The 12598-nt window shown below is 71.9% G+C and carries 16 protein-coding genes; 6 read left to right on the forward strand and 10 right to left on the reverse strand.

From position 1 onward, the window contains the following. Positions 1-110 precede the first annotated feature (110 nt). Complete coding sequence (locus Gocc_RS06175; protein WP_114795638.1) at positions 111-1106, reverse strand: NADP-dependent oxidoreductase; 996 nt, start codon at positions 1104-1106, stop codon at positions 111-113. A gap of 57 nt (positions 1107-1163) precedes the next feature. On the opposite strand from Gocc_RS06175, the gene Gocc_RS06180 reads away from it, so the two are divergent. Next, complete coding sequence (locus tag Gocc_RS06180) at positions 1164-1718, forward strand: YqgE/AlgH family protein (protein WP_114795639.1); 555 nt, start codon at positions 1164-1166, stop codon at positions 1716-1718. A 30-nt stretch (positions 1719-1748) separates the two neighbouring features. Here the strand turns inward: Gocc_RS06180 and Gocc_RS06185 are convergent, their stop codons facing one another. The 4 genes from Gocc_RS06185 to Gocc_RS06200 all read right to left on the reverse strand — a co-directional run bounded on the left by Gocc_RS06185 (position 1749) and on the right by Gocc_RS06200 (position 4798). After that, positions 1749-2402 (reverse strand): TetR/AcrR family transcriptional regulator, encoded by a 654-nt coding sequence (locus Gocc_RS06185; RefSeq protein ID WP_114795640.1) that lies wholly within the window; start codon positions 2400-2402, stop codon positions 1749-1751. Positions 2403-2404: 2 nt separating this feature from the next. Further along, a complete protein-coding gene (locus Gocc_RS06190) occupies positions 2405-3898 on the reverse strand; it encodes an MFS transporter (RefSeq protein WP_220150477.1) in 1494 nt (497 codons plus the stop codon). 118 nt (positions 3899-4016) lie between these two features. Continuing rightward, positions 4017-4418, reverse strand: coding sequence for a DF family (seleno)protein (locus Gocc_RS06195; protein ID WP_114795641.1), 402 nt, complete (start codon positions 4416-4418; stop codon positions 4017-4019). Next, positions 4418-4798 (reverse strand): ArsR/SmtB family transcription factor, encoded by a 381-nt coding sequence (locus Gocc_RS06200; RefSeq protein ID WP_114795642.1) that lies wholly within the window; start codon positions 4796-4798, stop codon positions 4418-4420. Before Gocc_RS06200 ends, Gocc_RS06195 begins: the two co-directional genes overlap by 1 nt. A 64-nt stretch (positions 4799-4862) precedes the next feature. Between Gocc_RS06200 and Gocc_RS06205 the strand changes: the two genes are divergently transcribed. The 4 genes from Gocc_RS06205 (at position 4863) to Gocc_RS06220 (ending at position 9021) form a co-directional block, all read left to right on the forward strand. Next, entirely contained in the window at positions 4863-5066 is a 204-nt protein-coding gene (locus tag Gocc_RS06205) for a rhodanese-like domain-containing protein (RefSeq protein WP_114795643.1), read from the forward strand. A 192-nt stretch (positions 5067-5258) separates the two neighbouring features. Next, the gene (locus tag Gocc_RS06210) at positions 5259-5549 is read left to right on the forward strand and encodes a CBS domain-containing protein (protein ID WP_114795644.1); all 291 of its coding nucleotides are present in this window, start codon (positions 5259-5261) and stop codon (positions 5547-5549) included. A 204-nt stretch (positions 5550-5753) separates the two neighbouring features. Next, positions 5754-8030 (forward strand): glycosyltransferase, encoded by a 2277-nt coding sequence (locus Gocc_RS06215; RefSeq protein WP_114795645.1) that lies wholly within the window; start codon positions 5754-5756, stop codon positions 8028-8030. A gap of 55 nt (positions 8031-8085) precedes the next feature. Further along, positions 8086-9021, forward strand: coding sequence for a glycoside hydrolase family 130 protein (locus Gocc_RS06220; RefSeq protein ID WP_114795646.1), 936 nt, complete (start codon positions 8086-8088; stop codon positions 9019-9021). A 659-nt stretch (positions 9022-9680) separates the two neighbouring features. Here the strand turns inward: Gocc_RS06220 and Gocc_RS16050 are convergent. Further along, complete coding sequence (locus tag Gocc_RS16050; protein WP_181813420.1) at positions 9681-10067, reverse strand: type II toxin-antitoxin system VapC family toxin; 387 nt, start codon at positions 10065-10067, stop codon at positions 9681-9683. After that, the gene (locus Gocc_RS16055; RefSeq protein WP_181813421.1) at positions 10058-10327 is read right to left on the reverse strand and encodes an AbrB/MazE/SpoVT family DNA-binding domain-containing protein; all 270 of its coding nucleotides are present in this window, start codon (positions 10325-10327) and stop codon (positions 10058-10060) included. Before Gocc_RS16055 ends, Gocc_RS16050 begins: the two co-directional genes overlap by 10 nt. Positions 10328-10433: 106 nt before the next feature. Here Gocc_RS16055 and Gocc_RS06230 point away from each other — a divergent pair, with 106 nt between their 5' ends. Further along, complete coding sequence (locus Gocc_RS06230; protein ID WP_181813422.1) at positions 10434-11030, forward strand: type IV toxin-antitoxin system AbiEi family antitoxin domain-containing protein; 597 nt, start codon at positions 10434-10436, stop codon at positions 11028-11030. Between the two features lie 121 nt (positions 11031-11151). Here Gocc_RS06230 and Gocc_RS06235 read toward each other — a convergent pair whose 3' ends face one another. The 3 genes from Gocc_RS06235 to Gocc_RS06245 all read right to left on the reverse strand — a co-directional run bounded on the left by Gocc_RS06235 (position 11152) and on the right by Gocc_RS06245 (position 12583). After that, entirely contained in the window at positions 11152-11529 is a 378-nt protein-coding gene (locus tag Gocc_RS06235) for a hypothetical protein (RefSeq protein WP_114795649.1), read from the reverse strand. A gap of 76 nt (positions 11530-11605) precedes the next feature. Then, positions 11606-11938 (reverse strand): helix-turn-helix domain-containing protein, encoded by a 333-nt coding sequence (locus Gocc_RS06240; RefSeq protein ID WP_114795650.1) that lies wholly within the window; start codon positions 11936-11938, stop codon positions 11606-11608. A 267-nt stretch (positions 11939-12205) separates the two neighbouring features. Then, positions 12206-12583 (reverse strand): hypothetical protein, encoded by a 378-nt coding sequence (locus Gocc_RS06245; RefSeq protein WP_114795651.1) that lies wholly within the window; start codon positions 12581-12583, stop codon positions 12206-12208. Positions 12584-12598 lie beyond the last annotated feature (15 nt).

Below are 12598 nucleotides of genomic sequence, written 5' to 3' on the forward strand. Positions count from 1 at the left end.
CTTCTTCGACACGACGCGCGCGCCGCAGCGCTCGCAGCGCTGGAAGCGCTCGGTGAGGAAGAACCAGCGCGACCTCGGCACCTTGTGCCCGAGCAGCCTGCACAGCCAGCTCACGCGGCCGGCCCTACCCGCACGAGCATCTTCCCCACGTTGTCGCCCTGCAGCAGCCCGATGAAGGCCGCCGGGGCGTTCTCGATCCCCTCGACGATCGTCTCGCGGTAGTGCACCCTGCCGTCGCGCAGCCACTCGCCCATGTCGGAGAGGAAGGCGGGGAAGCGGTCGTCGTGGTCCGAGACGATGAAGCCCTGCATGCGCAGGCGCTTCGTGACGAGCATGAACATGTTCCGCGGGCCGGGGGCCGGCTCGCCGGCGTTGTACTGCGAGATCGCCCCGCACGCGACCACGCGGCCGCGCACGCGCAGCGCGCCGATCGCCGCCTCGAGCGTGGCGCCGCCGACGTTGTCGAAGTAGACGTCGATGCCCTCGCGCAGCATCTCACGCGTGTCCGCCTCCCGATAGTCGAACGCGACGTCGAAGCCGAGATCCTCGAGCCACGCGACCTTCTGCGGCGAGCCCGCGCTGCCGATCACGCGGCAGCCCTTCAGCTTCGCGATCTGGCCGACGACCGAGCCGACCGCGCCGGCCGCGCCCGACACGAACACGGTCTCCCCCTCCTGCGGCCGCCCGATGTCGAGCAGGCCGACGTACGCGGTCAGGCCCGGCATGCCGAGCACGCCGAGCGCCGTCGAGACGGGCGCGAGCGCCGGATCGACGGGAAGCAGGCCCGAGCCGTCCGAGACGGCCGCCTCGCGCCAGCCGAGCGAGTGCGCGACCCAGCTCCCCTCGGGCCAGCGCGGGTCGCGCGAGACGACGACCTGCCCGACCGCTCCGCCCGTGAGCGGCTCGCCGAGCGCGAACGGCGGCACATACGACTTGGCGTCGTTCATGCGCCCGCGCATGTACGGGTCGACGGAGACGAAGGCGTTGCGGATCAGCACCTCACCGTCCCTCGGCTCCGGCAGCTCGACCTCCGCCAGCTCGAAGTCGGACGGCTGCGGCATGCCCACGGGGCGCGCGGCGAGGCGGATCTCACGGCTCGTTGTCATGCGGGGATTGTAGGTGCACGCCGCTGCACGGCCGCTCGCCCGCGGATGATCGTCACAATGGGCTGCGTGGACTCGCTGCGCGGGCATCTGCTGGTCGCCGCACCGGATCTGCTCGACCCGAACTTCCGGCGCACCGTCGTGCTCGTCGGCGAGCACGGGGACGAGGGCGCGATGGGCCTCGTGCTCAACCGGCCCTCCTCCGTCACCGTCGCCGACGCGGTGCCGCCGCTGGCGGGGCTCGTGGACGACGGCGACGTCGTGCACGTCGGCGGACCCGTGCAGCCACAGGCGCTCGTCGTGCTCGGCGACTTCGTCGACGCGCGTGACGCGGCGGCGATCGTGGTCGGGTCGATCGGCTTCCTGCCGGGCGAGATCGACGACGTGGACGACGTCGGCAACCTCAACCGCGCCCGCGTGTTCGCCGGCTACGCGGGCTGGGGCTCCGGCCAGCTCGAGGACGAGATCGCGGAGTCGTCGTGGATCGTCGAGCCCGCGCTGCCCGAGGACGTGCTCACGGACGATCCGGACGGCCTCTGGAGCACCGTGCTCCGGCGCAAGGGCGGCGCGTTCGCGGTGCTCGCGACGATGCCGCCCGACCCGGCGCTGAACTGACCGTCGCGCCGAGACCGCCCGCGGGCCGGCCTACGGCGCCGCAGGCGGGAGGGCGCCGAAGGCGCGCTCGAGGTCGCGCGGCGACGGCGCGGAGCGGCGCAGGCGGGTCGCGGCGGCGGGGCGCAGGCCGTCGAGCACGAGGTCGAGATAGCGCTGCCAGGCGCCCGGCCGGGCGCGCTCGGCGATCGCCGACGCCTCGGCGATCGCCCGCACGAGCACGGGGACGTCCTCGGCGACGAGGTCGCGGCGGAGGTCGCCGCTCTCCTGCGCACGCCGCACCAGCGTGCGCACGTGGCCGATCAGCTCGAGATGGAGCCCGTGCAGGCAGGGGACCGCGTAGAGCTGCGAGCCGGCCGCCTCGCAGAAGCCGCGGTCGCCCGCGAGCCGGACGACGGCGGTCTCCATGAACGCGCGAAAGGCGGCGCCCGGGTCGTCGCTCGCCGCCGCCCGGCTCGCGGCGGCGACGAGGTCGCCGACGCGCGCCTCGACCACCGCCGCGACGAGGTCGTCCTTCGTCGGGAAGCGCCGGAAGATCGTGGCGGTGCCGACTCCGGCCCGTGCCGCGACGTCGGCGACGCTGGCCTCGAAGCCCTGCTCGGCGAACACCTCGCCCGCGGCGGCGAGAATGCGCTCGAGGTTGCGGCGGGCGTCGGCGCGGAGCGCGTGCGCTGCAACGGTCGCCATCGTCACACGATCGCGGCGGCGGGCTGCTCGGCGCCGATCGCGGCGACGTCCGCCTTGCGGATCGACGCGGCGAGCAGCACGCCGGCGGCGAGGATCAGCAGGCCGGCCGCGAGGAAGGCGTTCTGGAAGCCGTCGACGAGCGCCGCGGACTGCTGCGCCCGCGACGGCGGGCCGCCGAGGCCGGCGAGCGCACCCGACGTGGTGCCGGCGGCGATCGTCGAGAGGATCGCGAGCCCGAGCGCACCCCCGACCTGCTGGGAGGTGTTGAAGAGGCCGGACGCGAGGCCGGCGTCTGCCGCGGCGACGTTCGTGGTCGCGAGCAGGGTGACGGGGACGAACGTCAGCCCCATCCCGACCGACATCAGCATCAGGCCGGGGAACAGGTTCGCGAGATAGCTGCCGTCGACGGGCACGCGGCTGAGCAGGAACAGGCCGGCCGCCGCCGTGGCGATGCCGCCGAGCGGCACGGCACGCACGCCGAGGCGCGGGATCAGCTGCTGCGACAGGCCCGCGCCGACGACGATGCCCGCGGTGACGGGCAGGAACGCGACGCCGGCCTCGAGCGGGCTGTAGCCGAGGACGCGCTGCACGTAGAGGGACGCGAAGTAGAACATCGCGAAGAGACCGGCGGCGACCAACATCATCGAGGCGTTGGACGCGCTGAGCGACCGCGTGCGGAAGATGCCGAGCCGGATCAGCGGCGCCTTGGAGCGGGACTCGATTGCGACGAAGGAGCCGAGCAGGGCGGCGGCGAGCGCGGCGAGGCCGATCGTCTTCGCGGACGTCCAGCCGTACTCCTGCGCCTTGACGATGCCGAACACGAGCACGAGCAGCCCGGCCGTGACGGCGACGGCGCCGGCGACATCGACCGTCTCGGGCTTCGTCTCCGCCTTCGTGTTGCGGATGAAGCGCAGCGCGAGAACGATCGCGGCGAGGCCGATCGGCAGGTTGATGAAGAACACCCAGCGCCACGAGAGCGTGTCGGTGAGGATGCCGCCGAGCAGGAGTCCCACTGCCCCACCGCCGGCCGCGATCGCGCTCCAGATGCCGAGCGCCTGCGTGCGCTCCTTCCCCTCGGCGAACGTCGTCGTCACGATCGACAGCGCCGCGGGCGAGACGAGCGCCGCGCCGAGGCCCTGCAGCGCCCGGCCGCCGACGAGGATGCCCGACGAGGTGGCGATGCCGTTGACGAGCGAGGCGGCGGTGAAGAGCGCGACGCCGGCGACGAACAGGCGCTGCCGCCCGAACAGGTCGGAGGCGCGGCCGCCCAGGAGCAGGAAGCCTCCGAAGAAGAGCGTGTAGGAGTTCACCACCCACTGCAGGCCGGTGGCGGAGAAGCCGAGCCCGGACTGGATCGACGGGAGCGCGACGTTCACGATCGTCGCGTCGAGCACCACCATGAACTGCGCCACGCACACGAGCACGAGGATGAGCCAGCGGTTGACGCCGTGATCCTCGAGCTCCGGCCCTGCCGCCGCCACCGACCCGTTCTGCACGCTCGCCTCCTCTAACCGGATTGACCGGTTCGGATCCTAGCGGAAGCGGACGGCACGGTTCGGATGAAGGCGACGGCGCGCCGGGAAGCGGACGGGGGCGGCGCGGACCGGCGCCCGCTCACGGCGCCGCCGCGGCGGCGAGGGCGGCGCGCAGCCAGATCTCGTCGGGCAGGCCGCGCAGACCGTCGCCGGTGCGGTAGACGCGGCAGGAGACGGCGTAGTCGGAGCGCTCCTCGGCGCCGGGCTCGACGTCGCGCCCGGCGACGAGGATCGTCGGCGATCCGAGGAAGCGCCGCGCGCGCGCCGTCTCGTCGTCCGTGACGTCGATCACGTCGATGCGTGCGTCGACTCCGGTCTCGCGGGCGACGCGCTCGACGAGCTCGAGGGCGCCGTCCCTGTTCGGACAGCCGTCGAACGAGAGGACCTCGACCAGCGGGCGGCCGTCGGCGGCCGCCGGCTCGCGTCTGCTCCCGGCCGCCTCGGCTGCCTCCGCGGGCGTGCAGCAGTCGTCGAATCGCATCAGACTTCCTTCGATGAGCGGGTAGCGGCCGCGGGGACGCGGCAGCAGGCGGCGACATGCTCCTCGTTGTCGGCGAGGAGCGCGTGCGCGAGCGCGATCAGCTCGTCGACGCGCCCGTCGGCGATGCGGTAGTGGACGGTGCGGTGCTCGCGGCGGGTGTCGACGAACCCGCACCAGCGCAGGCAGGCGAGGTGGTTCGACACGTTGGGCTGCGAGAGGCCGAGTCGACCGACGAGCGCTCCGACCGGGAGCTCGCCCTCGGCGCGCAGCAGCTCGAGGATGCGCAGGCGCGTCGGATCGCCGAGCGCGCGGAAGTACTTCGCCACGAGGTCCGTCTCGACCGGAGCCTCGGGGAGCCGGAACGGTGCGAGCTGTGTCATATTTACTCCTTCTGTTATCAGGCTAGAGTAGCGTAACGGTGAAAGGCGACCGAAGGGAGACGCGATGCCGGCGATCATCGACCACAGCGCGCTGCAGGAGCTCAGCGCCCGCGGCGCGCAGCTCGTGGAGGTGCTGCCCGCCGGCGAGTACGCCGAGATGCACCTGCCGGGCGCCGTCAGCCTGCCGCTCAAGGAGCTGAACGCCGACGGCGCTCGACGGCTCGACCCGGCCAGACCGGTGATCGTCTACTGCTGGGACTACCAGTGAGACCTGAGCCCGCGGGCCGCGTGGCGGCTCGAGAGCCTCGGCTTCACCCGCGTCTACGACTTCGCCGCCGGCAAGGCGGCGTGGCTCGCCCTCGGTCTCCCGGTCGAGGGCGTCGAGGCGGACGCTCCGCGCGCCGGCGCCCACGCACGCGCGGACGTCCCGACCTGCCGCCTCGACGAGCCGCTGCGCTCGGTGCGCGAGCGTGTCCGCGCCGCCGGCTGGGACACCTGCGTCGTCGTCAACGAGCAGCGCGTCGTGCTCGGCCGCCTCGGGCGCGCCGCCCTCGACCGTGACGACGACATCGCCGTCGAGGACGCGATGAGCGAGGGGCCGAGCACGATCCGTCCGGACACACCGCTCGAGACGATCGCGCGGCGGCTCCGCGAGCAGCGCCTCGCCACCGCGCTCGTGACGAGGCTCGACGGCACGCTCGTCGGGCTGCTCCGGCTCGTCGACGCCGAGCGCGCGCTCGCGCGCGGCTGAGCGCATCCCGGAGGCGTCGCGCAGCCCCGGCCGAGGCGAAGGCGCGCGCCGACGCTCGTCACCGGCGCGGAGGCCGCGCGCAAGCAGGCGACGCTCGCGCTCGTCCGCCGCAGCGAGCGATCGTCGGCTAGGGTGGGCGAGAACCGGCTGTGCTGACGCTTCGCCGTCGCGCCGGACACGCTACGGAAGGGACGCGGGCAGGCCGTGCGCACCGCGATCGTCTCGACCTACCCACCGCGCGCCTGCGGAATCGGGACGTTCGCGGCCGACGTGCGCGCGGCGCTCCTCGGCGTGGACGGAATCGACCGCGTCGAGAAGGTCGTGGTCGTCAACGAGCCGTCGCGTCCGCAGCGACCGGGGCTCGTTGCGACGATCGCCCAGGCGGTCCGCGGCGACTACGTCCGCGCGGCGCGGATCCTGGCAAGGCTGGACGTCGACGTCGTCCTGCTCCAGCACGAGTACGGGATCTTTGGAGGCGTCGACGGCCGCTACGTGGTCTCGCTGGCGGAGGAGCTCTCGCAGCCGCTCGTCGTGACGCTGCACACGGTCCTGTCGGAGCCGACGGCTCATCAGGCCGAGGTGCTCGCCGCGCTGTGCCGTCAGGCCGAGAGGGTGATCGTGATGACCGAGACCGCGCGGCGTCTGCTCGTCGAGAGCGATGCGTGCGCGGCGGAGAAGATTCGAGTCGTTCCGCACGGGGCGCCGACGGTGCTCGCCCGGCGTGCCGCGGAGTATGCCGTCGAACGCGCTGGCGCAGACGGCGCGTCGACGCGGGGGACATACGACGCCGCGGGGGAGCGCTTCCTGCTCTCGACGTTCGGGCTGCTCTCGGCCGGGAAGGGACTCGAGACGGTGATCGAGGCGCTGCCGTCGATCGTCGAGCGTCATCCGGAGGTGCTGTACGTGGTCGCCGGACGGACGCATCCGGACGTGACGCACCGCGAGGGAGAGCGGTACCGGCTGACGCTCGAGCAGGCGGTGCTCGACCTCGGGCTCGAGAACCATGTCGAGTTCGACGACCGCTTTCTGACGGTCGAGGAGATCGCCGACCTGCTCGCGGCGACCGACGTCTTCGTCACGCCGTACAGGGGGCGTGAGCAGATCACCTCGGGAGCGCTCACGTTCGGCATCGCCGCCGGTTGCGGAGTCGTCTCGACGCCGTACTGGTACGCGCGGGACATGCTCGCGTCGGGGGCCGGCGAGATCGTCCCGTTCGCCGACCCTGCGGCGCTCGCCGACGCCGTCTGCCGCTACATCGAAGAGCCGGAGCGGCTCGCCGCGGCCCGCGCCGAGGCGCGGAGGATCGGCGCCCGACTGGCCTGGCCGTCGGTCGCGGAGGCGACCGCGTCGGTGCTGCGCGAGGCCGTCCAGCTGGCGCCGCGCCGGCGCTCGCTCGCCCGCCTCGACCCGCGGCTCGTGAGCATGCGAAGGGACCACCTGCTCACGCTCGTCGACGACGTGGGCATCGTGCAGCATGCGAACGGCGTGATCCCGAGCCGCGAGAGCGGCTACTGCGTCGACGACGTCGCGCGGCTCGCAGTCGTCGCGCTCGAGCTCGCCCGCCGCGGCGACGAGCAGGTCTGGACGTCCATCGTCTACCGCTCGCTCGCCTTCCTCCAGGACGCGACCGACCCGCAGACGGGGATGCGGAACTTCATGGGCTACGACCGGCGCTGGCTCGACGACCCTCATGTCGGCGACCACGTCGGCCGCTCCGTCTGGGCGCTGGGCGAGATCCTCTCGACGGCATGGGTGCCCGCCGTGGTCGGGCCCACGCGCCGGTTGCTCGATGCGATCGTCGGCACGCTCGGGCCGGAGACGTCGCTGCGCACCGGCGCGTACGCCGTGCTCGGACTGGCCCGGCTCGACCCCGACCGGCTCCAGCCGGCGGCCCTGCTGCTGCTCGAGCGGGTCGTCGACCAGCTCGCCGAGGCGTACGAGACGCACGCCTCCGTGGAGTGGCGCTGGTTCGAGGACGCGCTCGGCTACGACAACGCGCGACTCCCGCACGCGCTGATCGTCGGCGGCGCCGCGCTCGACCGCGACGATCTGACGGAGACGGGCCTGGATGCGCTTCGCTGGCTCGGCGACGAGTCGGGACTCGCCGAGGGGACGCTGCGGCTGACCGGCCATCACGGCCGCCGTCGCACCGAACCGGCTCCCGGCGGCGGGGACGAGCAGCCGCTCGACGCCTCCGCCTTCGTCTCGGCGGAGCTGGCGGCGTTCTCCGTCACCGGCGATCCGGAGCACGCGATGCGCGCACAGCGAGCCTTCGATTGGTTCCTCGGCCGCAACCGCCTCCACCTGCCGCTGTACGACTTCGCAACCGGCGGCTGCAGCGACGGACTGGGAGAGGAAGCGACCAACGACAACCAGGGGGCCGAGTCGACGCTCGCGCTCCACCGGGCGGCGCTGCTGCTCGACGCGGCCGGGCTGCCGGCCGTCCTCCGCCAGCGCACGCGCGCGGCGGCGACGGCGTGAGACGCCCCTCTGTCAACGCCGGCGCCCATGCGCGTTCCTCGGACGAGGGGCGCGCATGAGTGACCGCGAGCTCTTCCATCGCCATCCCGCCAACCCGATCCTGACAGCGGACGAGTGGCCCTATCCCGTCAATACCGTCTTCAACCCGGCTGCGGCGCAACTCGGCGGCACGACCGTCATCCTCGCGCGCGCCGAGGACCTGACCGGGATCTCGCACCTCACCGTCGCCCGCTCCCCGAACGGCGTCGACGGCTGGGCGATCGACCCGCTGCCGCTGCTCTCGCCGACCGACGGCATCGCCAGCGAGCAGTGGGGCTTCGAGGACCCGCGGGTCGTCTTCGCGCCCGAACTCGGGCGCTGGGTGATCACCTGCACCGCCTACGGCCCCGCCGGTCCGGCGGTTTACCTCGCGACGACCGAGGACTTCCTGACCGTCGAGCGCCACGGGATCGTCTGTCATCCGGACGACAAGAATGCCGCCCTGCTGCCGCAGAGGGTCGATGGCAAGTGGGTCCTCTTCCATCGCCCGATGACCGAGTTCGGCGGCGCCCGCGGCGAGATCCTCCTCTCGCGCTCACCCGATCTCGTCAGCTGGAGCGCACCCGAACAGGTCATGCAACCGCGCTCCGGCGCCTGGTGGGACTCCGTGCGCATCGGCATCGGCCCGCCGCCGCTGCGCACCGAGCACGGCTGGCTCGTGATCTACCATGGCGTCAAGGCAACCGTCTCGGGCGGGATCTACAGGATCGGGCTCGCACTCACCGACCTCGACGAGCCGAGCCGGCTCCTTCACCGCCTCCCGCAGTGGGTCTTCGGGCCGCTCGCGCCGTACGAGCGCGAGGGAGACGTGCCGAACACCGTCTTCCCCTGCGGCCTCGTCCACGACGAAGCCGGCGACCAGATCCGGCTCTACTACGGAGCCGCCGATACGTCGATCTGCCTCGCGACGGCGCAACTCGGCGATCTGCTGGCGGCCGTGCTCGCCGCGTAGCCCTGCTGCAAGATCCGGGATCCGCCGGTGCGGATCCCGGATCGCGACAATCCCCGAAGGGGCGCGCCCGCACGCCTGTCCTGGCGTTTGCCGTTGCTTGCCGTACCCGTGGGGGCAGGGCGCTCCTCGCCCGTGGGAGCTCCACGCGGGCTCGCACCGTCGTCTACAGCCGCAGGGCCGCGCGCAGGCGTGCGATCAGTGCGTTCAGCTTCTTCATCGTCTCCCTCCCCTCCACCGCGGTCGTGTGGTTTCCGACTCAGACGTCGAGCGACCGGCTCTGCTTCGCGGCGGCGCGCTTCTCGACCCGCCGCTCCTTGAGCGTCTTCTGCGCCGGCTTCTTGCCCAGCTTCTTCGGCTTCTGCGAACCCTTCATCGCATCCTCCCGATTGCCGCTTGCGCGGCATCACGTGCACGGACGGCTCGACTCAGGCCCGGTGTGGCAGTCGGAGAGGAGGAGCTCAGAGCCTCGGCGGCGTCCGCGCAAGGTCTACCCGCCCAGCCATTGTCGCACAGATCACGACCGCGCAGCCTCCGCCCCAGGATCGAGAGGGGCGAGCGACGACCGCCGCGTGGAAGTCGAGGCTGGCGTCGACATCGAGACCGTGCTGGATCTGCCCTCGTAGCTCTGGAAGAATCGTGGTCGCCGGCAACGCGCGCCGTCAACCGATCAGCCTGACGCGCTCGAAGCGGCGCCAGCGACGGTCGGCGGTCACGATCGCATCGGCAGCGAGGTGCTCGCCACAGGCAAGGACGAGCGCGTCCGGCAGCCTCAGTCCCCGCTCTCGAGCGCACAAGCTTGCAGCCCGCTCCGCCAGCAGGCGGTCGACCGGGACGATCTGAAGCCGGAGCGCCGCGATCGCATCCCGGGCCTCGTCCAGCCTCCCCTTCCGGGCCGGATCGACGAGCAACTCGGCGTAGGCCGACGCCGGTAGCCGCAGATCGTCTCCTGCATACTCCAGCAGCGTGCTCGTCGCCGACAGATGGAGCGCGTCGTCGCGATCGAGGTGGGCGATCACGACGCTCGCGTCGAGGACGATCAGCGCCACCCGTCCCGCAGCCGCTCGAGACCTCCTGGCGCATAGACACCGGCAAGGCTGCCCGAGGTGCGCTCGATCGCCTGCCTCCGATCGGTCATCCGGGCCGCCGGGCTGAGCACGATTCGGCCGGCCGGATCCACCTCGACCTTCAACTCGTCGCCCGGCCCGAGCCCCGTCGCCTCGAGCGCCTGCAGCGGAATCGTCACCTGGCGCTTGCTCGAGAGCCGCGTGAAACCACGCCTTCGCGTGATCTTGACTCGCTTCGCCACGAGTAAAGAATAACATGCGCCGCGAGCGGCGAGCGGTCCTCGCAGGTGAGCCTCCGCCTCTGAGATAGAGCCGATGGTCATGGTTTTGCACGGTATAGTTGTGCAAATGGATGACCAGGATCGCTGGGAGATTCTCGGCCGCGTCGCCGAGTCGCAGGCTGGATACGTGACCACCGCCCAGGCGGAGCAGGCCGGATTCCACCGCAACGCCCTCCGGCACCACGCTCGCGAAGGCGGACGCCTCGAGCGCGCCGGCCGCGGACTGTACCGGCTGCGCTTCTACCCTTCGTCCCCGTTCGATCACGTCGCGGCCGCGTGGGTGCTCGCCGGCCGTGAGATCGCCGTCGTCTCCCACGAAAGCGCGCTCGAGCTCTACGAGCTGTCGGACGCCGTGCCGTCCAAGATCCACCTCACCCTTCCCCGCCGCTACCGCCACCGGGCCGCGCCGGTCGGCGTGCACTTCCACTATCCGCGCGAACCGCTCGCCGACGGAGATGTCCGCCGAGTCCACGGTCTCCCGACCACCTCCCCGGAACGAACCATCCTCGACGCACTCGAGGCCGGGACGCAGCACGAGCAAATCGAGATGGCCGTCCGGCAGGCCGTCGACCGTGCGCTAACCACGCCGCAGCGCTTGCGGGCCGCCGCCGCGGGGCGAGCCGGCACGACTCGGTCAATGGTCGAACGGCTGCTCCGCGAATGAGGTACGCGCCGCCGCGCGGTGGATCGAGGCTGAGAAGTCGCTGAAGACGAGCCGACACGAGACGACTGTGAGCGGACAACTGCCTCGATAGGCTGCGGCGCGGCATCCGGCCACGGCATCGCTACTTGGCGACGTGCCGCGGGTAGTTCGACAGGTGCTCGTCGCCGAGCGAGCGAACAGCGCGGTTGTCACGTTCCCCGAAAGTCGTTCGCCACGGCTTGCGGAGGCCAGTGATCACCGCGATTACCGGGCCGTCGAACCCGCGGCGGGCGAGCTCGTCGCCCTCGGCGTTCTCGAGAAGGCAGAAGAGCCGGAACTGCTCCCGCTTCGGGCCGGTAGCTCGCACCTCGTAGTAGCCGCCCATCGGGCCGTGCATCGCCTCCCACTTGCCGCCGCCGGAGTACCGCGGCGGCGGCGCTTCGGCGACGGCGTCGAGGACCGCGAGCAGGTTCGCAGCAACCTTGACCGGGCAGCCGTCGAGGAACTCGATCGCCGGCACGCTCCCGTCGGCAGCCTCGTAGTAGACGACGTCCCAGGCCGCGGCCCGAGTCTACGACGCGACCCGGGCGTGTCTTCTACGCCGCGGCCTTGCGGCGCCGACCGGTCGACCGCGGGACGATGCGGACCTCGGCGTCGAGGTCCTCCGCGATCGACGCGACCAGCAGCAGCTCCGGGTTGGCCTGCGCCGTGAAGAGCCGGCGGATGCTCGACGGGTCGCGGCCGATGCGGCGGGCGAGCTCGGCCTTCGAGAGCCCGGCGGCTTCGCGCAGCTCGTCGAGCTGGCGGACCACGGAGTCCACCTGGTCGATCTCTCGACGGGCGCGCTTGTATTCGGCCCGGAACTCGGGATCCTCCATCCGGGACGCCAGCATCCGCTTGTGGTAGCTCGTGTCCAATCGCTTCGGCACCCGCCGCTCCTTCCCACAGTTCAGCGTGGCATAGCCGCCACATCCTAGCGTGGCATAGATGCAACGTCAAGAGGAGGCTCGATGAGTAGCCCGATCCTCTGGCACCGTTGCGACCAGCGCCGGGACGCCTTTGCGGATCCTTCACGTGCCAAGCCGAAGGAATCCGACGTGCCCGTCCGGGATCGCGCACTCCACGCGCACCTACCTCGCGCGGACCTCGGAACTCATGTCCTCTGCCTAACTATGGGTTCTCGGCGCACAGAGTGGTCATGCGGTCCTCCTTTGCCACCAGAAGCGGGGATCGGCAGGCTCGGCCGCGGTCAGCTCGTCCAGGCTGACGCCGCGGTAACGCTCGAGCGTGAACGACGTCTGCGCCGCGAACCCGACGGCAGAGAGCGAGAACGTCAACGGGTGAACCGAGACCTGCCAGCCGATGAGCGGACCGGGATCGTCGAGCAGTGCCTGCTCTTCGTCCGAGCGAACGTCGAGCACGACCGTGCCGCCATGCACGCCGACGAAGTGGTCGTGCCAGACTGCGAGCCCTCGCCGCCGATCGGCGACGTAGTCGTTCAGCCGGTCGTTCGCGTCCCGCGCCGTCGTCCCCCCCGGGGCGAGCGCGTAGATGAGGAAGCAGCGCGCGTTCATCGCTCCTCGAAGGCT

This window comes from Gaiella occulta (assembly GCF_003351045.1).
GTDB classification, from domain to species: domain Bacteria; phylum Actinomycetota; class Thermoleophilia; order Gaiellales; family Gaiellaceae; genus Gaiella; species Gaiella occulta.